Genomic DNA, 21,703 nt, shown 5'->3' with positions numbered 1-21,703 from the left:
TTTTTCATGACCCAAAGAGTTGGCCACACAAACTTTAAAATCAAAGGATTCAAAGGCTGGGTATTTTTTGATTTTTTGCACGTATTTTTGAAACCATGGGAGATTTCAAATTTATGGATCAATACAAGGTCAAGTTCTTAGACCATCTTAAAACAAGAATTGAGTATACGGAACCCAAAAATCTATACGAACCCATTCGATATATCTTGGACTTGGGGGGGAAACGCCTCCGACCAATTCTTACTTTGATGACCGCCGAGCTTTTCGGTGGAGACCCTGATGAGGCAATGGATGCTGCCTTGGCCATAGAAATGTTCCATAATTTTTCCTTGGTCCATGATGATATTATGGACGATGCCCCACTACGCAGGGGGAGAACAACAGTACATGAAAAGTGGGACCTCAATACAGGAATACTTTCTGGGGATGCCATGTTGATTCTGGCCTACCAATTTTTTGAAGGGTATCCGCCCGAGACATTTAAAAAACTCACGGCGCTTTTTAGCAAGACGGCCATAGAAGTTTGCGAAGGACAACAATATGATGTGGACTTTGAGACCCGGGACGATGTCACCATTCCGGAATACCTTAAAATGATTGAGTACAAAACTTCAGTTTTGGTGGCAGCAGCCATGAAGATGGGGGCCATTATTGCCAATGCATCTGATAAAGATGCCGAAATCATTTACGAGTTTGGACGAAATCTAGGTATTGCCTTTCAGCTACAGGACGATTATCTGGATGCTTTTGGCGATCCCAAAACCTTTGGGAAGCAGGTTGGTGGAGACATTATGGAAAACAAGAAAACCTTTCTGTACCTGAAAGCATTGCAAATGGCTCCAAAACAGCGAAAGGAGGGCTTAATGCATCTATATTCCATAAAGCCTGAAAATCCTTCCACCAAAGTGGAAGCCGTGAAAGCAATTTTTACGGAAAGCGGAGCAGTGGATTTGACCAAGGAAGAAATCAAGTCCCATACCCAGAAAGCGTTTGATGTTTTAGGGCAATTGACCATTGCAGAGGCCAACAAACAAGTGTTACGGAAGTTTGGGGAAGCTTTGATGGAACGGACTGTCTAGAAAATTCTTCGGAACAGTGCCTTGAGAAATGGCCGCGGTTTTGGGGCAGTTACAATTTGCAATTCCTCGCCAAGATGAGTCTCATTGCCCAAAAACTTTAGAATTACGGAAGCTTTTCGCTTGGCAAACAGCGATTCAAATATGGATTGTCCCAAATGATTTTCCCGATGGAGAATGTCCAAGAGAAGCGAGTCATAGAACTGGAACCGAGTCTTTTTGTGGAATGAGCCCAAAGGTTTTTCTTGTTTCAGATGGTTTACCAAAGCCATAATCTGCTTGCTCGTATTGTAAAAGGTAAACCCAGTGCTGGGCTTTGCCCATCCACCGGCAATGCCTATGTGGAAAATGGTATCTGAATTGTGTTGATGAAACGGATAGCACGTCATGGGGATGCTGCCAAATTCCGTTTGGGAAATGGAATAATCCGTTACGCCATACTTTTCATGAAGATATTCTTTGATGGCTTCTTCATATTCACTTTTTTCCAAAAGATGTTCAGAAAACAAGGTGTATTCCACCAAAGCTTCGGTGGTTGAGGTAGGAAGCACGTACATAAATCGGGTGTTGCCCTTTTGCGGAACGGAAAAATCCATAAATGTGGCTTCTTCCGGATTGAAAATAGGGTGTCCTGCTTTAATGAACCATCCCAAAAAGTGTTGCTGCAATACTGGAAATTTGTCTTGTTGTGAAATGGAATCCCAATCCACAAGACTGGAAAAAACCATTTTGCCCAAAAAAGTGTCCCCCTTTGTATGTACAATAGCTCCTTTTTTAATTTTCTGAAGATGGGTGACTTCATCCTGTATCCAAGTAATATTGGGGCAGCTTTTTATTTCGGGAACATATTTGGAGTAAAAATCTATTCCCCGGAGCATTTTATAGGTGTAAGGGGCTATTGGGGTTGATAGGGTAAGCTTTTTTCCCGCTACATGAATGGTGTCCCATGTTTTATAGAGCAAATCATCAAAATCTCCTGTACCTGTTTCCCAAAAACACCAAGTACGATTGTTTTCGTTCTTGGCATCCTTATCCAATACCAATATAGATTTGGAAGCAAAGAATGCATCCTTCCCCATGGTGTGGGCCAACAAGATACCGGCAGCTCCGGCACCCACGATGATGTAGTCATATTGGGACATGGCCCAAAAATACGGAAAGCAAGTCAGTCATTTTTTATGTGTTGGAAAGTTCACGGTCTTTCCTAATGTCCCCAATATGATAGTAGGCCACAATCTCGGAAATCACTCCATTTTTAATATAATACCATTCGCTTACGTCCAACCGAAAATTCCCTTGGATTCCTGTATATCGGACACAAGCGCTGTTTTTATCGTAGATTCCATCGTGGATTTTAAAACGATACCCCAAAAACTTATCCTTGTTCTCTTTGACCAAAGAGAGATATTCTTTTTTTCCATGAATGGTTCCAAAAGGGCTGGTGTGCTTAAAATCATCGGAAATGGGTAGATGGAGGAAATCTCCTTTTTCCCATGCATTGAACCATTCTTTTATCAGTTGCTCCGAATTCATGTAGGGTCATTTCATAAATGAAACTATTTCAAAGATATAGAATGAGGTTCAGTTTTGTTCTTTGACTCCGCTGTCCATTAGCTCACATTTCCAAGAAGTACATAAACAGCAAGGGTGGTGAGAACCAAAAACAAGCTAAAGCCCTTGGCATATTTCCATTCGGTCACATCCACAATCCCAATATCTGTTATACTGAAATTATTGGTTCTAGGGAACCATCGGGACACCAAAAGCATTACCCCAACATTCAGGATAAATTCAATTCCCCAGAGATGCACATAATGTAGGTCAACCTGCGCAATAAAATTCGTGGTGATATAGAACAACAAACCAAACAACAACCCCGCTTTGGCGCCCATGGCAGATACCTTTGGCAAGAAAAACCCGGCCAAGATTACGGTGGCCATCGGTATAAAAAAGATGCCATTGAGCTGTTGCAGCAGTTGGTAGAGTCCGCGCGGCGCATGGGCAATAAAGGGAGCAATGCCAATAGCGAACAAAGCCAATAGGGCGGAAGTGGTCTTTCCAATACGGACCAATTGTTTTTCTGGCGCATTTTTGTTGATGTATCTTTTGTAGATGCCCAAACTGAAAATGGTAGCGGCACTGTTCAGAGCACTATTGAAGGTACTTAAAATGGCACCCATGAGTACGGCCACAAAAAACCCGGTCATCCAAAATGGGAGTACTTGTTTTACCAAGTTGGGGTATACCAATTCTTTTTTGTCATAAAAAGTGTCATCAAAATAATAGAATGCAATGATTCCGGGGAGAACAATGATCAAAGGCACCAAGATTTTTAACAAACCTGTGTACAAAAGCCCTTTTTGGGCTTCCTTTAAGCTTACGGCACCCAATGCCCTTTGAATAATGGATTGATGCATGGTCCAGAAGTACAGTTGGTTAATGATCAAGCCGGTAAACAGTACCCCAAATGGCATAATGGAATCTCGTGCACCGGGACCTACGGAAACCTCATCACTGATTACATTGAATTTTTCAGGTGCTTTTTCAAAAACAAGTCGTAACCCTTCCAAAATATTTCCATTACCAATGCCCCAAAGTGCTAAAACGGGAATCGAGATCCCGGCAACCAAAAGGCCAAAACCATTGATGGTATCAGTATAAGCTACCATCTTCAGTCCTCCGAAAATGGCATAGACTGCCCCAATACAGCCTACTGTCACCACTGTTAACCATAGTCCCGCATTTTGACTGATGCCCAGTAGGCTGGAAATATCAAAAATACGTTCGATACTGATGGCACCAGAATACAGGACAATAGGTAAAAGTGTGGAGACAAAGGAGATAATCAATAAAAAGGCGATTATGGTACGGGTCAGGCCATCAAACCGTTTTTCCAAGAATTCCGGAATAGTGGTCAGCCCCATCTTTAAGTAGCGAGGTGCAAAATACAGGGCGGCGGCCACCAAAGCCAAGGCCGAGGTTACCTCCCACGCAATGATGATGGCCCCATGTTTGTAGGCATCCCCGTTCATGCCCACCAAATGTTCTGTTGAAATGTTGGTCAACAAGAGCGAACCGGCAATTACAACGCCAGTCAAGCTACGGCCACCCAAAAAATAACCATCTTTTGTGGAAAGATGGTCTTTTCTCAGTTTCCAACTGGAATACGCTGCGACAAAAGCTGTAAAAACAAAAAAGCTTAAGAATTGCATCATCCGCTAAAACCGAAGTGTGTCCGGGAGGTATTTGGCCGCCAAATCTTCATAATAGGGGCGGAGTTCTTTCACATTGGGCTTAACGGGAGCCTTGGTGTACAGATCATATGGATTGAACTTGTCCACCCATTTAAACATAGCATGGTCGTGCTTGTCCATCAAATGGTCATAAGCATGTTCGCGATGCTGGGCATAAAAGCTATGGTATCGGATCATATAAAGACCTTCTTCGGGCAAATGATCTTTCATAATATGATAGAGGTACTCATCATGCCCCCAAGACATATGGACATTACGTAGACCACAATTTTCCTGATAAACACCAAGCTTGGTATTATAGCGTTCGTTCGTATAATCTGGGTTGGCCTTAAAAAAATCGGGGTATACAATTTTGTCCGAAAATTGACAGCCTACAGGGAAAGTATCGCCTACAACAGCCCATTGGGGTTCCCCAAAAAGGCATAACACTTTGCCCAGATCATGGAGGAATCCGGTCAAGACAAACCAATCCGGTTGGCCATCGGCACGGATGGCCTCAGAGGTTTGCAGTAGATGCTGGGTCTGGTCCAAATCAATATCGGGATCCGAATCATCCACTAGGGTGTTCAAATATTCAACTGCATCCCAGAGACTCATTTCCCTACGATTTAAGGAAAGGAACTCTTTCTCCTTTTCCAACACAAAATCATAGGTTTGATGAGTGTGGTTCATTCGATAGAATTCTTTTACCGTATCCCGGGCGGGATTATCATAATTTCTGAATTCTTCCTTGGGTTTATTGGGATTCTCAGGATAACGTTCCAAGACATCATCCTCCCAAAGCTCCATCATGTCATGGGCCTGTTTTTTTTGGTCTGCACTTAATTTCATGGCTTTTTTATTGGCTTTACAGTATTCCAACACTTTTAAAAATAATGTTTTTTTTCGGTTTAAGCATTAAAAAACAAAGGCTTGCGGATGCCCAAGGTCGGATGCTGTTTCGGATTGCCCTAAAAAACCGTATACCTAATGCCAAAGAAGCCACGAATCCCTTGGTTGGGGGCATACACATAGCTTGGGTCAAAAGTTAGGGCATAGGGGTTGTCCGGAGTGGCCACCGCGTTGCCGTTGGCATCAAAGGTCACATTTTTGTCAAAAGGATCGTTGGTACGGGCAATGATAAAAGGATTGCCTTTGTTCGGGGTCCAGTCCAATAGGTTTTTGATGCCGCCGTACACCTCAAAATTATTCCATCCCTTATAGGTAAATTGAATGTTCTGTATGCTCCAAGTAGGGGAATATTCCTGTCTGGGGTCCAAATCACCCAAAAGGGGTAATCGCATGGGTCCGTAAAGGTTTCCAGTATAATCCACGCTTAAATCCAGCATTCTAAAAGTGTAGGAAAGGTTCCAGGTACCGGTAATGCTCTCGGTAAGGATCTGTTGTTGGGTAATGCCATTTTCGGTATTGCTGACGTCCTGCCATGTGGCTCCCAATAAAAATTTAATGCCATTGGGAAATACCACGTCCAAATTGGCACTGATTCCTTTGGAAACCGATTTTCCATCCAGATTGTCATAGATGATTTGATTGGGGTTGGTGTCATAATCGGGTAGAATGATATTCGAAAAATGGGTGTAAAATGCCGAGGCATCAATACCGACAAAAGTGCCATTGTCACTGTAGATTTTTTTCAAATAGTTAAGGTTGACGTTCACGGAGCGCTCAGGTTTAAGCTCTTCGGTGATGATTACTTCCCGTGCTCCAGTCAAGGCGGCATGATCTTCGGTAAAAAGGTTCACCACTCGAAATCCGGTTCCTGCATTGATCCGAAAAATATCATTGTCCGAAATTTTCCATTTATAGGCAGCACGGGGGGTAAAAATATTGCCGTGCCGTTTGTCATAATCATAGCGCAACCCTGCCAAGAAAGAGTGTCTTGGGGCAAGTTTTATCTCATCTTGGGCAAAAATGCTTGGAATCCAAATATTGTCCGCTTCGGCAGTTGCCGGAGTGTTGTCGTCATAATAGTTGTATCGGACGGCACTTCCAAACAGAAAATCGTGGTTGCCGGACGATTTGTCCCAAGTTAGCTGTGCAAAACCGATGCGTTGGTCCGCCAAATATTGTGTATCGCCATAAACCGAGTTCTGGTTATGGTCGTTGTACGATAGGGAAAGCAACATTTTCTCTGGGATGGGCAACTGATATTTGCCCAAAATTTCCCATCGGCGGGTATAGATACTTTCGCCATAAATTTCATCTCCTCCTCTAAATTCAGGTGTCCATTGCATTTCACCACCCCATCGGTCTTCGTAAAAAAAACGACCGGCTATGGAAAAGATTCGGGAATTATCCCGCTCAAAATCCCATTTTTGAAAGATGGAAATCCTATCCTGGAGAGTAACATCGGTAAAGTTGTCCCCGTTGTTGTCTATGGGGACATCATAATTAAAATAGTTAATCCCAAGGAGCATATTGGCTTTTTTGCCTACCTGAATTTTACTGCCCACATCCAGATTGTATTCACCCCAACCAGTCACAAAACCATCTGCAAAAAATTCTGGGGCCGTGATGGCATTTTTGGTGATGATGTTGATCAATCCGCCTACCGCTTCGCTACCATAAAGGGAAGAGGCGGGACCCTTTACAATTTCTATCTGATCAATTAAGGAATTAGGGATACCAGTAAGGCCATAAACAGTTCCCAGACCACTTACAATAGGCATGCCGTCAATTAAGACCAAGGTATATGGCCCTTCCAGTCCATTGATATGGATGTCGCCCGTATTGCATACGTTACAGTTGATCTGTGGACGGACCCCGTTTACGTTTTGTAGTGCATCAAAAATACTGGGCGTTGGGTTTTTTTTCAGGAAAGTGGGCGTATAGACTTCCACGGGAACCGGACTTTCCAGCCGACTTACGGGTTTTAGGGTGCCGGTGACCACGGTTTCATCCAAGGCTTGGGCAGAGGCTTCCAAAGCAATATTTACCGTTTTGGATTCACCCTCTCTTATTGTAAGAGTGGTCTGGTATGAAATATAACCAATTGAAGTGGCCGTAAGAACATAGTCTCCAGTCGTTATATTAGAAAGTTGATACTGTCCGTCTACATTGGTGGAGCTCCCGATTTGGGTGCCTTTGAGTAAGATGTTCACAAAGGGTAGGGGCTCCCCGTTTTCGGTAACCTTTCCCAAAATAGAAGCGTCTTGGGGAAACAAATTGGTAAAGTATCCCAAAAGAGCGATGAAGATGATATGATTAAAATAATATTTCAATTACTAAAAAATTAAATTTAGACAAAACTAAAAATAGGTTTTGACAAATAAAAATGTATTTTTGAAAAAATATTTTTTCATGACCCGTTCCGAAGAGAACTATCTAAAAATTATTTTCCATTTGGGAGGGAGTGATTCCACCCCCATTACCACCAACGCCATTGCCGAACAAATGGAGACCAAACCCTCATCGGTTACCGATATGGCCAAAAAATTGGCGGAGAAAGGATTGGTGAACTACAAAAAGTACCAAGGAGTGTCGTTGACGGATCAGGGCACAAAAACGGCACTTTCCATCATTAGAAAACATCGGCTGTGGGAAGTTTTTTTGGTGAAGAAATTGGATTTTTCTTGGGATGAGGTCCATGAAGTGGCAGAGCAGTTGGAGCATATCAAAAGTGAAAAACTCATAGATAAGATTGATGAACTGTTGGAGTTTCCAAAGTTTGATCCCCATGGGGACCCCATTCCAAGCAAAGATGGTAAGTTCATGGTGCGGGATAAACAGCTTTTAAGTGAAATGCCCATTGGTGGCAAAGGAGTTTGTGTGGGAGTGAAGGACTCTTCGGCACCTTTCTTAAAGTTTTTGGACAAGAATAAAATCGCTTTGGGCCATACCATCCAAGTTTTGGAAATAGAAGATTTTGACCAGTCCTTGCACATAGCCATGGAAGGCAGGGAACTGCATATTTCACATCAGATTGCATCCAATCTTTATGTTAAAAAGAACGAATAATGGAACAAGTAATTACCTATTTTGAATCTATTGACCCCATTTTGGCTGCCTTATATGCCACATTGTTCACATGGGGATTGACCGCTCTGGGAGCAGGCTTGGTTTTCTTTTTTAAGAACGCGAACCGGGCCGTATTGGACGGAATGCTCGGATTTACCGGTGGGGTCATGGTTGCTGCCAGTTTTTGGAGTTTGTTGGCGCCTGGTATTGAAATGAGCCAAGGCGAAGGTTTTGTAAAGGTGATTCCCGCTGCCGTTGGGTTTCTACTTGGAGCCGCATTTATTTTTGGTCTGGATAAAATTTTGCCTCACCTACACATCAATTTTAAAATGAGCGAGGCCGAAGGAGTAAAAACCCCGTGGCACAGAACTACCTTGCTTACCTTGGCCATAACCTTGCACAATATTCCTGAAGGTCTAGCCGTAGGCGTACTCTTTGGTGGGGTGGCCGCTGGAGTTGATGGCGCTACCATTGGAGGGGCTGTGGCACTGGCTTTGGGAATTGGACTGCAGAATTTCCCGGAAGGTTTTGCGGTGGCCATGCCCTTACGCCGACATGGTCTTAGCCGGAGGAAAAGTTGGATGTACGGTCAAGCGTCTGCCATAGTGGAACCCATTGCAGGGGTTTTGGGTGCCTGGGCCGTTTTGACCTTTGAGCCCATTTTGCCCTACGCACTTTCTTTTGCTGCAGGGGCAATGATTTTTGTGGTGGTCGAGGAGGTTATCCCAGAGACTCAACAAGATAAATACACCGATATCGCCACAATGGGCTTTATCGGCGGATTTATCATCATGATGACTTTGGATGTTGGGTTGGGTTAAAACTAATTCCCAAACAAATCATAGACCCCCTTTACCAAAAATTGGTCGTTATCATTGAGCTTTTCTTGGGAGGTTATCTCCACATGGCCCGCATAGCTATCGCCAAGGGTAACCCCAACGCGTTCAAATTGGAGGTCTCCGCCTTCTTTCGATATCAACTTTAGGAGATAGGAAGAGCCTTCCACATTAAAAACAGCTTCTTCAGGTAGTCCCCAAGCTTTGGTGGTATCGGTCATGATTTTGGCATCTACGAACATCCCGGGAAGAAAACCACCATCCTCTTTTTCCAGATGGCCATGGACTTTAATGGTCCGTTGGGCGTCGTCAATGGAAGACCCTACCAAATATACTTCTGCCCCAAAGGTTTCTTCGGAAGCCTCAGGAATCTTAAACTGGATTCCCTGTCCTTTTTTCACTTTCAAAATATCCTTTTCAAAAACGGTCAATTCCAAATGCACATGCTCATTGTCCACAATTTCCATAATTTCCATGGAAGGGGAAACATAACTCCCTGTTGATACGTGCATTTTGGTGATGCTTCCATCAATGGGGGAATAGATGGTCGCTTCAGGGGTGATGATGCGCTGTTCCACATTTTTAGGGGAAATATTGAGCATCTGCAACTGCTTTCTAAGCCCTTCGTTCTTGGCCAAGAAGGTTTCATAATTGCTCTTGGCCTCCAAATAGTTCTTTTGCGAAGCAATTTTTTCCTCAAAAAGCGTCTTGTTCCTGTCGTATTCGGCCTTTAAAAAATCAAGTTGGTTGAATACCTCAAGATATTCCTGTTGCATTTTTACAAACTCCTGACTTTCCAAAGTAATCAAAGGTTGCCCCTTTTTTACCCGGTCACCCACCAGCAATGGGGTCTTTTTTACAAAACCACCCATAAATGCCGTAATTATGGCATTGTTGCTGGGAGGGACATCAATCATTCCCGAGGTTTCCACCATATTGGGAAATGTCAGTTTCTCCATGTTCCCCAAGGCAAACCCACTGTTGTTGAACTGTTCTTGGGTCACGATGACGGTGGAGGTTTCGGTCGATTCTTCGTTGGAATTCTCCGTGCTTTTTTGATTGCCGCATCCTGCAATCAGCAGGGCTAAAAATGAGGCATAAATGAAGCTTATATTTTTCATGATTTTATAATGTTATGGTCAAATAATTAATGGCGAGTACGGTTGTATTGTATTGGCTGAGGACATCCAAATGGCTCAATTGGATCTCGTAGGCGTTTTCAAGGCTTTGGATGTACTGGAAGAAATCGATTTCCCCGTTCTGAAAATTTCCCATGGCAGCTTTAATGATCTGCTCCGAAAGTTGCTGCCCTTCATTTTCATAGTACACCAGTTCCTTGGATTGTTGTTCCAATTGATTCAATAGACCTTGATAAGTCTGGTTGGCGGCAATGGTAACCTGCTGGTTTTCCAATGCCGTGATCTGTGCATTGATTTTGGAAGATTTCAACCTGCTGCTATGCCCAAAGAAAAGAATGGGGATTTTTAGACCCAATTGTATTCCGTAGAGCGATGTGCCCAGACCTTTGTTGGTCCCTTGGAAATATTCCAGGTTAAGGTCGGGGAGCAATCGGTTTTCCTCCAATCGCTTTTCAGCGTTGCTTCTATTTTGAAGGGATTCCAAAAAGGCCGTTTCCGTTTCCATTAACCCCACTGGGTTGACCACCGTCAGCTTTTCGGGTTTCTCCAACTTGATGTCCAATGTATCAGTACTCTGTACCAAACTGAAAATTTCCGTGTAGGTGGTTGCCAATTCCTGTTGTATTTTGGAATAGGTGTTGGTGATCTGACGAAGTTTGGCCTGGGCCGTTACCTTTTCCAAATAATTGGTCTCACCCAATTCAAATCGCCGGTTTGCCGCGTGGGAAAACTGGGAGTAGATGCTGTCCAAGGTTTTGTACAACAATGCTTTTTGGTACAAGGTTTGATACTTGTAATACATAGTACTCAACGATTTGAACAGTTCCTTTTTTCGGATTTCAAGCGCTGATTTCTGAACTTCGTACTGGGCATTTTGGAGTTTGTTTTTGGCTCCATATACGGTCGGAAACTCAAATTGTTGCTGTACTCCAAATACCTTTAAGGGTTCATTGTTCAGGGCCAGGTTGTTTTCATCATATTGATAGTACACCTCCGTCTTGTCAAACTGGAACGCCGTTCCCTTCAGGGCATCTGCCCTGTCTACCTGAAGCGCATTGGCCTGGATGCCTTTATTGTTTTTCAAGGAAAGGGCCATGAGGTCTTCCAAGCTCAATTGCACTTGTGAAAATCCAAGAAAGGGCAAGGAAAAAGCTATCAGCAATAAGGTATTTTTGGACATTTTTTTTCTTTTTCTGGTTTTTCCAAAATGAACATTATGTGAATAGGCATAAAGTACAGGGAGTACCACCAAAGTCAACAGGGTGGCCGTGACCAATCCTCCAATGACCACAGTGGCCAAGGGGCGTTGTACCTCGGCCCCGGCATTGGTGGAAACGGCCATGGGCAAGAAGCCCAATGCTGCAGCAGATGCGGTTAATAGTACGGCCCGCAATCGGTCTTTGGTCCCTTGCTTGATCAAATCTTCCAAGGAGTCAAAATCCGAACCCTTGAGTTCTTTAAAATGTTCAATGAGCACAATCCCGTTGAGCACAGCAATACCAAAAAGGGCAATAAAACCAACCCCGGCCGAGATACTGAACGGCATCTCCCTTACCCAAAGGAGCAAAACCCCACCTACGGCGGAAAGTGGGATGGCGGTAAACACCAGTAAGGCTTCCTTTACCGATTTAAAGGCAAAGTAGAGCATGATAAAAATGAGCAAGAGGGCAATGGGTACGGCAATCAACAAACGGGCCTTGGCATTTTGTAGGTTTTCAAACTGTCCACCATAGGTGATGGTATAGCCTGCTGGAAGTTTCAGATTGGCGTTCACCAATCCCTGTACGTCATCCACCACAGATTGGAGGTCCCTGTTCCGTACATTGATCCCTACCACAATACGTCTTCGGGTATCATCCCTTGAGATTTTTGCAGCTCCTTTTTGATAGGTGATTTCCGCCAATTCGCTGAGGGGAATCTTTCCTCCCGAAGGGATGTCAACATACAAATTCTTTAAGTTTGAAATGTCTTTCCGGTTTTCAGAATTTAATCGGACTGCCAGATCAAACTGCCGCTCCCCTTCAAAAACACTCCCCACTACCTTTCCGGCAAATCCCATGGAGACCATTTCATTAAGATCGGCAATATTGAGGCCATGTCGGGCCACTTTGGCGCGATCATAGGTAACGTTCATTTGCGGAAGGCCTTCCACTTTTTCTACAGTGATGTCTGAGGCTCCCTCCACATGTTCAATCAGTTGTCTTACCTCATTGGCTTTTTCAGCAAGTATTTCTAGGTCTTCCCCAAAAATTTTGATGGCAATGTCTGCCCTGACCCCGGTGATGAGCTCATTGAAACGCATTTCTATAGGTTGGGTGAACTCCACCTCTATGCCCGGTAGAACCGAAAGGGCTTCTTTGAACTTATCGGCCAATTCGTCCTTGGACTCGGCCGAAACCCATTCCGATTTGGGTTTTAGAACAATGATCACATCACTTTCTTCCATGGACATGGGATCTGTAGGTACTTCTGCGGCCCCAATCCGGCTCACCACTTGTTTTACCTCTGGAAAATTCTCCAAAAGGATTTGTTCCATTTTGGTGGTGGTTTCCACGGTCTTCGCCAATGAAGTTCCGGTCTTGAGTACCGGCTGGATTACAAAGTCGCCTTCGTCCAAGGTGGGGACAAATTCTCCTCCCATGTTGGAAAATAAAATTACGGCACCAATGAGCAAGGCTGTCGCGATGGACAACACCAGTTTTTTACTTTCCATGGCCCAATGGATGATCGGCTCATATTTTTTGTTGATCCAATGTATCAAGCGGGCTGAAATTCCTTTTTCAGAATTTTTATTGGGCTTTAGAAACAGGGCCGATGCAACCGGTACATAGGTAAAACACAAGATAATGGCACCCAGAAGGGCAAAACTGAAGGTCATGGCCATGGGTTTGAACATTTTTCCTTCCACCCCGCTCAAAGACAGTATGGGAATAAAAACAATTAAAATGATAAGCTGCCCAAAAACAGCGGAATTCATCATTTTGGAGGCACCCTTTAGGGTGATGTCGTCTTTAACGGCCTGACTTTGTTCCTTGTCAAGGGCATTCAGTTCAGAGTGCTTGGCCGTAATTTGAAAGGCGATGTACTCCACGATGATAACGGCCCCGTCTATAATGATTCCAAAATCTATTGCTCCCAAACTCAGCAGGTTGGCATCGACCCCAAAAACATACATCAAAGTGAGGGCAAAGAGCAGACATAAAGGGATTACAGAGGCTACGACCAATCCTGAACGCCAATTGCCCAAGAGGAGTACCACCACAAAAATGACAATCAAACAGCCCAATACCAGATTCTCGGTCACAGTAAAGGTGGTTCGTCCAATGAGTTCGCTACGATCCAAAAAAGGATTGATGTAAACCCCTTCGGGCAGTGATTTTGAAATTTCCGTAACCCTTTCCTTCACGGCGTCAATGACCTTTTTGGAGTTGGCGTCCTTTAGCATCATGATCTGGCCCAGAACTTTTTCCCCTTCCCCGTTGCCTGTAATGGCTCCAAAACGGGGAGCACTTCCATAACCTACCTGGGCAATGTCCCGAACATAAATGGGAGTGCTGTTTCTCCGGGCCACCACAATATTTTCTATGTCCCGCAAATTTTCAACCAAGCCTTCCCCTCTGATAAAATAGGCTTGGTTTACCTTTTCGATATACCCACCACCGGAAACACTGTTGTTCATTTCCAAGGCGTTAAAGACTTCCTTGGCTGAAATGTTCAGCGCATTGAGCTTTTGGGTTTCAATGGCCACTTCATATTGTTTGAGGTAGCCTCCCCAAGTATTTACTTCCACCACGCCTGGTATACCGGAAAGCTGCCGCTTAACAACCCAATCCTGAATGGTTCGCAATTGAGTAGGGGTATATTGACCCTTATAGGCGGGCTCCACATCCAAGGTGTATTGGTAGATTTCACCCAAACCCGTGGTAATGGGCCCCATTTCCGGGGTGCCAAAACCCTCCGGGATTCGTTTGGAGGCCGATATGATTTTTTCGGCAATCAATTGTCTGGGGAGATAGGTTCCCATATCATCCTCAAAAACAATGGTAACCACCGAGATACCAAATTTTGAGATGGAACGGATTTCCTTGACCCCGGGAAGGTTGGCCATTTCCAGTTCAATAGGATAGGTTATAAACTGTTCCATATCCTGTGTGGAAAGGCTGGTTGAGGTGGTAATGACCTGAACTTGATTATTGGTGACGTCAGGCACGGCACCTATGGGAATCTTGGACAAAGAGAACAATCCAAGACCAATGATAAATAAAGTAAAGAGCAGAACAATGAATTTGTTCTTAATGCTAAAGTTTATGATGTTTGAAAACATGATTCATAGAAATAGATAGCGTTATAGATTTGATAAAGCTTCCGAAAAAGTGTCCAGCGTGGCTGGAGAGACTATGAATTATGCCTGTTTTGGAGGCTGAAAAGGGCCATCTCCCCAAATAGTGGAGTATGACATTTGGTAGTGGAAATTATCCAAATGGGCAACAGGGATTTCCGAGCGGGATTCCAGAATGGGTTTGTGGTCTTCCACAAAAACCAAAAGTTGGGAGCACTGCGTTTGATGTTGAAAAGGAAGTTTTTCATGCTCCTGCTGCTCTTCTTGATGCTGTTGACTGTGTGTGGTCTTCTGCGCCCCGTAATGTTTGGAGATAAAAATCAAAAAGTTGTCACCATATTCATCACTGTGAAACTGGTAGTGTCCCACAAGTTCATCCAACTCCACCAAATCATTGAAGTGGAGGTTGATGCTCTGCATAAAAATGAGCGAAGAGAGTGATATGGCAAACAACCGTAACATAAAGCGCCCTAAAAATACGACTTTTTACAAGGTTGATGTACTGCCCGTTGTTAATTTAGACTTAATCTCATTTTAAGTCCATGCCCTCTCGTTCTAGGGGAATTTGATTGTTGATTTCCCATTTTTTTGCAATGCTGCGTTGATTTTTGGCAATTGCTTTTCTACAGTTTCGTTCAGTTTTGCCATATGAACATCCAATTCTTTTGAAAGCTCATCAAAAACTTGGTAAGCCCCATCGGTTGGCCTGGCATCCCCGGTTTCGATGCTTCGCTGCAAGGCATTGAATCGATTATTTAATTTTATGGGGAAATTCAAGGGATCTTGCCCTGAACGGTTCTTTACCTGATATAAATCTTCCTCAATCTCCGTTAAAGCATCCAGAAATGCCTTGGATTGTTTTTGGAATGTTTTACTGGAAACGGTTTTACCCAGACTATCAAGTTGCTTTCTGATGTTTCGGATTTGTATAACCGCTTCATTGGCCATAGTGGCCTTTTGCGTGATTTTGGAAGCCAATTGAAACTGCTCTTGTAAATCCTCTGCTGTGATTCCTTTTAGGTTGGGATCCATGGTGATTTTGAATGAGGCCGTTTGCACCACTTCCTCTCCAATTTTCATTCTAACCGTATAGTCTCCCAGAGGAGCTTTAGGTCCTCTATCCGCAGCGGCACCCCAAATAATGATGCCATCAAAAGTTGTGGGGCCGGGATATCTGAGGTTCCATGTAAAACTGTTCAGACCTTTGGCCGTGGTAGGTTTTGTAGTGGCATTTCTTCCCCACCAAGAAGTACTTTTCTTCTCCTCATATTTGGGTTGGTTTCCTCCAAAGGAATCGATTAAGGCATTATTGCTGTCCAAGATTTCGAAAGTGATCGTATCCACTTCTTCTTGCAGATAATATTGGAACTTGGCATCATAAATTCCCCGAATGGCATCCGTAGGCTTAAAAAGTGCCTGTTTTTTAGCGATTAATTCGTTGGAGTATTCACGGAAAGGTTGAATATCGTCCAAAATCCAGAATCCTCTTCCATGGGATCCCAAAACCACATCGTTGTCCTTGATGACTAAATCCCGGATTGGGGTATCGGGTAAATTCAATTGAAGCGATTGCCATTGTGCCCCATCATTGATTGAAAAATACACCCCATGTTCCGTGGCCAGGAATAACAAGCCCTCCTTTTGATGGTCTTCGCGAATGGCTCTTGCAAAATGCCCGGGGGCAATGCCATTGATGATCTTGGTCCAGGTTTTTCCATAATCATGTGTTTTAAAGACATAAGGTTCACGGTCATCCACTTGATATCGGTTGGCGGCAACATAAAGGGTGCCTGGGTTATGGATGGATTCATCAATGATACTCACTCTCGAATATTTGGGCAATTCAGTAGGTGTGATATCCGTCCAGTTTTTTCCGCCATCGCGGGTAATGTGAATTTTTCCATCATCCGATCCTGCCCAAATGGTATTAATGTCATGGTTGGAAGGTGCTAAAGCAAAAACTGTGGCATAAATTTCAGGACCATTCATATCCATAGTTATAACCCCTCCTGTTTTTCCTAGGGTTTCTGGGTCTGCGTAGGTCAAATCTGGACTGATTTTTTCCCAAGTCTGTCCATCATTGGTGGTTTTCCAGACATGTTGCGAGCAGGTATACATCACATTGGAATCCTTGGGAGCAAACATGATGGGGAACGTCCATTGCCAACGCTCGGGAAGCTCACTGGCAGGTTCGCCGGAAAAGAATCGGGGATATACTTGGATGTCCCTGGTATGACCGTTGCTACGATCATATCTCGTAAGCAAGGCACCTTGACTTCCAGCATAAAAGATATCCGGATTCGTAGGGCTTTGGGTAATCCATCCACTTTCACCACCGCCTACAGCATAGAACCACCCATGGTTTGGCCCCCGTGCTTGCTTGAAATCCCAACCATCACTGGGCATGGCCAAAGTGCTATTGTCCTGTTGTGCGCCCACCACATGATAAGGGACATCGCTAGTGGCCATGACATGATAAAACTGTGAGGTAGGGAAATCTTGTTCTGTCCATGTTTTTCCACCATTGATGCTAACATTGCCACCACCATCGTTGGAACTGATCATACGTTCGGGGTTGTTGGGGTCTATCCATAGATCATGGTTATCGCCATGGGGCACTTCAATTTCAATGTCGAATGTCTTTCCGCTGTCGGTAGATTTAAAAAAATCGACATTCAACCCATACACCACATTCTTGTCCTTGGGGTCGGCATAAATTCGCGAATAATAAAAAGCCCGTTGCCTTAGCTTACGTTCATTGTTGGTAAGTTCCCATGTTTTTCCTGCATCATCAGACCGAAAAACACCGCCTTCATTTGCCTCAACAATGGCCCAGACCCTATTGGAATCCACAGGGGAAACCGTCACCCCAATTTTACCGATAGGACCTTTGGGCATTCCGGGGTTTTTGGTAAGGTCGGTCCAAGTCTCTCCACCATCCGTGGATTTCCAAAGTTTGCAATCCGGGCCTCCGCCCCACATTTTCCATGCTTTACGATACACTTGCCATGTGCTGGCATATAGTGTGTTGGGGTTGTTTCTGTCTATGATCAAGTCGGCGGCTCCCGCCTTATCGGTTACATATAATACTTTTTTCCAAGTTTCCCCTCCATCCGTGCTTTTGAAAACCCCGCGTTCTTCATTGTTTCCATAGGGATGTCCTAAAGCGGCTACGTAGACAATGTTCTCGTTGGTAGGGTGGATGCGTATTCTGGAAATGGCCTGGGTTTCGGATAGCCCCAAATGGGACCATGTTTTTCCACCATCCGTAGTTTTGTAGACGCCATCCCCTTGGGTGATGCTTCCCCTTAACTGGGTTTCTCCCATGCCAATATAGACCACATCCGGATTGGTCTCTGCAACGGCCACGGCCCCAACAGAAGAGCTGGTCACTTGACCATCGGTAACACAGGACCAAGTGTTTCCTCCATCGATGGTTTTCCATAAGCCACCTCCCGTAGCGCCGAAATAATATTCGTTGGGCCGGGTGGGACTTCCAGCGCATCCCAACGATCTACCCCCTCTATCAGGGCCAATGTTTCGCCATTTGAACCCACTGTAGAAGCTGGTGTCAACGGCCATGTTTTGTGCTTGAATAAAAAGTGAAGGAATAAATAGGGCAAAAATTGCCCATGTACGCAAAGAGGTTGGTTGCATTTTCATAGTGTCAGTTAGGGAAATAAACATTAGTCGACTTCCAATTTACTGAAACTTTTTGATTCCCTATGAATTAACTTTACGGGGTTACAAATCTTCCAAGATCAATCCATAGTCATACTGCAAATCTTCATGGAGGGCGGGTAATTTTTTATTGATGTATTCCAGCTGCCTATTGTACAAGTTGTGCAATGCTGTATTATGATGTATGGAAGGCGAGAATGTGTTCAGTTTTTCGCAAAAATAGAGAAAGAGCTCAACCTCGGTCTCTTTTTTATTGGAATAGCGACTGTATTTTTTGATGGTCCGAAGGATTTTCCGGACACTTTTTTTGATGTAGAAAAAACTTTTTGTGTTGATTTCAGCAAACAATTCATCAACCTCTAGTTTGATAGATTCCACATAACCACTTTCATCATGGGCCTCAAACAAAAGATAGGTGAGCAATTCTTTGTTCTCTTTTTTGAACCGGGCCAATCGGAGACAGAGCTGTAACACTTCGTCCTGTGGTCTGTATTGGAGTTCCTTTTTTAATTGGGCAATGGTGGCGGTCTTCATGAGATCAACTTCTAAGGTAAGAGGCTCCGTTAACGTCTATTATGGTACCCGATGTGTAAGCTGCGCCCTCCGATGCCAAAAACAAAATGGCATGGGCCACTTCTTTAGGCTGGGCCATTCTTTTGAACGGGGATTCGCGCAGTAAATTTTCCCTTTCTTCAGGGGTAAGGGTCTTGGCGGCCATTTCGGTTTCCGTGAATCCTGGGGCCACTACCCCAACAAAAATATTGTGGGGAGCCAGTTTTTTGGCCAAAGATTGACTCATGGCATTCAAAGCAGCCTTGCTAGCCCCATAGGCCGGTTTGGTGGGTTCGCCCCTAAAGGCGCCCCGCGAGGAAACATTCACGATATGCCCCCCACCCGATTTCATCATGGATTGGGCAGCCCAGTAACAGAGATTGGCCGCAGCAAAAAGATTGGTTTCAAAGGTTTTTTCCCAGGCATGGGTCCAGTGGTCAAAATCCACTTGGTCTATCTCATGAAAAATGGAAATACCGGCATTGTTCACCAATACATCCAATTGGCTATATTTCTCTACAAAATGGTCAATAAGGGCTTTTGCTCCCTCTTTTTTGGAAATATCTTGTTGAAAAAGATGATGCCCATCCCCGGGTAATTCCGCTAAGGTCCGTAAGGCTTCTTCCTTATTGGTCCTAAAATTGATGCCCACATTGGCTCCGTTTTGGGCAAAGGCAAGGGCCGTGGCTTTTCCAATTCCGCGGGAAGCGCCAGTAATCAATACATTTTTTTTCTGAAAATTGCTTGAGTCCATGTCGTTATGAGCCAATAAATTATTAAATTCTTGCGGCAAATGCGTTAACCAAATCAACTGAAAAAATGAGGACATTTTTTTTATCGATCATCATCTTTTCAATCTCATTTTTATTTGCGCAAAAGGATCATGGTTTTCAAGATAAAGATAAGGAGTTGGATAGTCTTTATCAGATTCTTGAAAAACATAAGCCCTTGCAAGATACCATTTACTTGAATGCCTTGGTCGAGATGGGCATACGATTACAGCGCATGGATCTTGAAAAATCGACCAGTTATTTTGAAGAAGCCATAGGGCTAGGTAGGGCATTGGGCAACTTAAAAAAGCTGTGCACTTCACTTTTGGGCGTGGGAATTAATTACGGAAGGCAGGACAATTATGCCGAGGCTATTTCTAATTTCAGAGAGGCCTTGCAGGTGGCTCAACAAAACAATAACGCGGATGATAAGGGCTCAAGCTTGATTAATCTGGGCATTGTTTACAAGCGCATGGGAGAATACCCCACCAGCATTTCTTACTATACCCAGGCATTGGTTTTATATGATTCCATTGGGGATGAAAATGGGCTTGCCCACATTTATGGAAATCTTGGGATTTTGTCCAATATGATGGAAGAGCATGATAAGGCTTTGGAGTATTATGACAAAGCCTTGGGATGGTATCGTTCACAAAATAACAAACAAAAAATGGCCCTTACGCTGAACAATATTGGAGAGGGTTATTTGTTGAAAAAAGAGTTTAACAAAGCCATGGAATATTTAAAAATGGCCTTGGAGAATTATGATTTGCCCAAAGAAAGCATTGTGGCCCGAATCAATATAGGGCAAGTTCATTATGAACGAAAGGAATATAGTAAGGCTGAATCATTTTTGAAATCGGCCTTGAAAGATGCCGAAGAGTTGGGGTTTCTTCAAAATCAATCCACGGCGCTTCGATATTTATCCAAAATACGATCAGAACAAGGTAACCATACGCAAAGTGTTACCATGGCACTACGGAATAAGATAGTTGCCGATTCTGTGGCTAGTTTCAATCAAAAAGCAGAGGCAGAGAAATTACTAGCCGACGTGTATGAAAAAGCAGGGTATCTGGAAGCTTCATTGGAACACCTAAAAAAGTACAATTCTTGGCAGGACAGTATTTTTAATGAGAACAAGACCAAGAGCTATCAAAACCAGCAGGTAATGATGGAGGTGCATGAAAAGGACAAGCAATTGGAAACCCAAGCCATGCAAGTGGAATTTTTAAATGGGAGGGTTTTGTTGGAAAACCGCTGGAAATGGAGTCTTTTTTTGGCCAGCTTGTTTCTGCTCATCGCAGGGTTGCTATATTATCAAAAATATAAGGAACGGCACAGATATTCCAATGTGTTGGAGTTTAAAAACAGGGTAATCACTGAGCAGAAAGAACAGATAGAGGAAATCAACCTACAATTGGAAAAACGGATGCTCAGGGCCCAGATGAACCCTCATTTTATTTTCAATTCATTAAGTTCCATACAGTATCTGATCAACACAGATGACAAAGAGTCTGCGTTGCATTACCTATCCATTTTCTCCAAGATGCTCCGCCAGGTACTGGAAACTTCCATCAACACAAACATGGTCTTGAAAGATGAGGTGGAGCTGATCAAGACCTATCTGGAACTAGAGGCCCTTCGGTTCGAGAAAAACTTTTCATACAAAATCCATGTGGATGAAAAACTTGATGTTGAGAGCCATGAGATTCCTGGTATGATCATACAGCCCTTTGTGGAAAATGCGATTTTACATGGACTTATGCCCAAGGAAGGAAAGAAAGAGCTGACTATCGATATCCAAGAAAATGGGCCTCACATTCAGTGTACCATAACCGATAACGGGATTGGACGGGAAGCCGCAAAACGCATCAATGACCACAAAAAAGGAAAATCCCGATCTAGGGGTATCTCGGTGACACAACAACGGATAGCATTATTGGCTAAAAAGTATGGCTTGGAAACGGAAATCAAATACACGGATCTTTTTGATGACCAAGGGAAATCGGCCGGGACCACTGTAGAGATACGTATTCCAAAACAAGGGCTGTAGCCACATTGAATTCTCCAAGGAATTGCGTTATCTTTAAAAACTTCAA

15 protein-coding genes are annotated in these 21,703 nt (G+C 43.8%); 4 read left to right on the top strand and 11 right to left on the bottom strand.

Annotated features, from left to right (window positions below; translation table 11 throughout):
* Positions 1–95: 95 nt before the first annotated feature.
* On the top strand, positions 96–1,079 hold the full coding sequence (locus EZV76_RS01640; protein ID WP_136564846.1) for a polyprenyl synthetase family protein: 984 nt from the start codon (positions 96–98) through the stop codon (positions 1,077–1,079).
* Here EZV76_RS01640 and EZV76_RS01635 read toward each other — a convergent pair.
* The 5 genes from EZV76_RS01635 to EZV76_RS01615 all read right to left on the bottom strand — a co-directional run bounded on the left by EZV76_RS01635 (position 1,076) and on the right by EZV76_RS01615 (position 7,551).
* Positions 1,076–2,218: a lycopene cyclase family protein gene (locus EZV76_RS01635; protein WP_136564845.1), complete on the bottom strand. Its 1,143-nt coding sequence runs from the start codon at positions 2,216–2,218 to the stop codon at positions 1,076–1,078. The two genes, EZV76_RS01640 and EZV76_RS01635, sit on opposite strands and share 4 nt — an antisense overlap.
* 34 nt (positions 2,219–2,252) lie before the next feature.
* Positions 2,253–2,609: a nuclear transport factor 2 family protein gene (locus EZV76_RS01630; RefSeq protein ID WP_136564844.1), complete on the bottom strand. Its 357-nt coding sequence runs from the start codon at positions 2,607–2,609 to the stop codon at positions 2,253–2,255.
* A 77-nt stretch (positions 2,610–2,686) separates the two neighbouring features.
* Positions 2,687–4,291 (bottom strand): solute:sodium symporter family transporter, encoded by a 1,605-nt coding sequence (locus EZV76_RS01625; protein ID WP_136564843.1) that lies wholly within the window; start codon positions 4,289–4,291, stop codon positions 2,687–2,689.
* Positions 4,292–4,294: 3 nt separating this feature from the next.
* Positions 4,295–5,161 (bottom strand): inositol oxygenase family protein, encoded by an 867-nt coding sequence (locus EZV76_RS01620; protein WP_136564842.1) that lies wholly within the window; start codon positions 5,159–5,161, stop codon positions 4,295–4,297.
* Positions 5,162–5,280: 119 nt separating this feature from the next.
* Positions 5,281–7,551, bottom strand: a complete 2,271-nt coding sequence (locus EZV76_RS01615; RefSeq protein ID WP_439107286.1) for a TonB-dependent receptor — start codon at positions 7,549–7,551, stop codon at positions 5,281–5,283.
* Between the two features lie 79 nt (positions 7,552–7,630).
* On the opposite strand from EZV76_RS01615, the gene EZV76_RS01610 reads away from it, so the two are divergent.
* Both EZV76_RS01610 and EZV76_RS01605 read left to right on the top strand, forming a co-directional pair.
* Positions 7,631–8,287: a metal-dependent transcriptional regulator gene (locus EZV76_RS01610; protein ID WP_136565525.1), complete on the top strand. Its 657-nt coding sequence runs from the start codon at positions 7,631–7,633 to the stop codon at positions 8,285–8,287.
* Positions 8,287–9,108 carry a ZIP family metal transporter gene (locus EZV76_RS01605; RefSeq protein ID WP_136564841.1) on the top strand — a complete coding sequence of 274 codons (822 nt, stop codon included), beginning with the start codon at positions 8,287–8,289 and terminating at the stop codon, positions 9,106–9,108. Before EZV76_RS01610 ends, EZV76_RS01605 begins: the two co-directional genes overlap by 1 nt.
* 2 nt (positions 9,109–9,110) lie before the next feature.
* Here EZV76_RS01605 and EZV76_RS01600 read toward each other — a convergent pair whose 3' ends face one another.
* The 6 genes from EZV76_RS01600 to EZV76_RS01575 form a co-directional block, all read right to left on the bottom strand.
* Complete coding sequence (locus tag EZV76_RS01600; protein ID WP_136564840.1) at positions 9,111–10,244, bottom strand: efflux RND transporter periplasmic adaptor subunit; 1,134 nt, start codon at positions 10,242–10,244, stop codon at positions 9,111–9,113.
* Between the two features lie 4 nt (positions 10,245–10,248).
* Entirely contained in the window at positions 10,249–14,586 is a 4,338-nt protein-coding gene (locus EZV76_RS01595) for a CusA/CzcA family heavy metal efflux RND transporter (protein WP_136564839.1), read from the bottom strand.
* Between the two features lie 78 nt (positions 14,587–14,664).
* Positions 14,665–15,063, bottom strand: coding sequence for a hypothetical protein (locus EZV76_RS01590; protein WP_136564838.1), 399 nt, complete (start codon positions 15,061–15,063; stop codon positions 14,665–14,667).
* A gap of 93 nt (positions 15,064–15,156) precedes the next feature.
* Complete coding sequence (locus EZV76_RS01585) at positions 15,157–18,264, bottom strand: VPS10 domain-containing protein (RefSeq protein ID WP_136564837.1); 3,108 nt, start codon at positions 18,262–18,264, stop codon at positions 15,157–15,159.
* Positions 18,265–18,345: 81 nt separating this feature from the next.
* Positions 18,346–18,816, bottom strand: a complete 471-nt coding sequence (locus EZV76_RS01580; RefSeq protein ID WP_136564836.1) for a hypothetical protein — start codon at positions 18,814–18,816, stop codon at positions 18,346–18,348.
* Between the two features lie 4 nt (positions 18,817–18,820).
* Positions 18,821–19,663, bottom strand: a complete 843-nt coding sequence (locus EZV76_RS01575; protein WP_236640833.1) for an SDR family NAD(P)-dependent oxidoreductase — start codon at positions 19,661–19,663, stop codon at positions 18,821–18,823.
* Between EZV76_RS01575 and EZV76_RS01570 the strand changes: the two genes are divergently transcribed.
* Positions 19,654–21,657: a tetratricopeptide repeat-containing sensor histidine kinase gene (locus tag EZV76_RS01570; RefSeq protein WP_136564835.1), complete on the top strand. Its 2,004-nt coding sequence runs from the start codon at positions 19,654–19,656 to the stop codon at positions 21,655–21,657. The genes EZV76_RS01575 and EZV76_RS01570 overlap by 10 nt on opposite strands.
* The last annotated feature ends 46 nt before the right edge of the window (positions 21,658–21,703 follow it).

It is taken from the genome of Flagellimonas alvinocaridis (genome assembly GCF_004916895.1).
GTDB lineage: Bacteria > Bacteroidota > Bacteroidia > Flavobacteriales > Flavobacteriaceae > Flagellimonas > Flagellimonas alvinocaridis.
Note: the sequence above shows the minus strand (reverse complement) of the source record. Positions and strands in the feature narration are given on the sequence as shown.

Coding starts and splice junctions, on each gene's coding strand:
- EZV76_RS01640 (WP_136564846.1), top strand. CDS start 96: ATGGGAGATTTCAAATTTATGGATCAATACAAGGTCAAGTTCTTAGAC.
- EZV76_RS01635 (WP_136564845.1), bottom strand. CDS start 2,218: ATGTCCCAATATGACTACATCATCGTGGGTGCCGGAGCTGCCGGTATC.
- EZV76_RS01630 (WP_136564844.1), bottom strand. CDS start 2,609: ATGAATTCGGAGCAACTGATAAAAGAATGGTTCAATGCATGGGAAAAA.
- EZV76_RS01625 (WP_136564843.1), bottom strand. CDS start 4,291: ATGATGCAATTCTTAAGCTTTTTTGTTTTTACAGCTTTTGTCGCAGCG.
- EZV76_RS01620 (WP_136564842.1), bottom strand. CDS start 5,161: ATGAAATTAAGTGCAGACCAAAAAAAACAGGCCCATGACATGATGGAG.
- EZV76_RS01610 (WP_136565525.1), top strand. CDS start 7,631: ATGACCCGTTCCGAAGAGAACTATCTAAAAATTATTTTCCATTTGGGA.
- EZV76_RS01605 (WP_136564841.1), top strand. CDS start 8,287: ATGGAACAAGTAATTACCTATTTTGAATCTATTGACCCCATTTTGGCT.
- EZV76_RS01600 (WP_136564840.1), bottom strand. CDS start 10,244: ATGAAAAATATAAGCTTCATTTATGCCTCATTTTTAGCCCTGCTGATT.
- EZV76_RS01595 (WP_136564839.1), bottom strand. CDS start 14,586: ATGTTTTCAAACATCATAAACTTTAGCATTAAGAACAAATTCATTGTT.
- EZV76_RS01590 (WP_136564838.1), bottom strand. CDS start 15,063: ATGTTACGGTTGTTTGCCATATCACTCTCTTCGCTCATTTTTATGCAG.
- EZV76_RS01585 (WP_136564837.1), bottom strand. CDS start 18,264: ATGAAAATGCAACCAACCTCTTTGCGTACATGGGCAATTTTTGCCCTA.
- EZV76_RS01580 (WP_136564836.1), bottom strand. CDS start 18,816: ATGAAGACCGCCACCATTGCCCAATTAAAAAAGGAACTCCAATACAGA.
- EZV76_RS01570 (WP_136564835.1), top strand. CDS start 19,654: ATGAGGACATTTTTTTTATCGATCATCATCTTTTCAATCTCATTTTTA.
- EZV76_RS01575 (WP_236640833.1), bottom strand. CDS start 19,663: ATGTCCTCATTTTTTCAGTTGATTTGGTTAACGCATTTGCCGCAAGAA.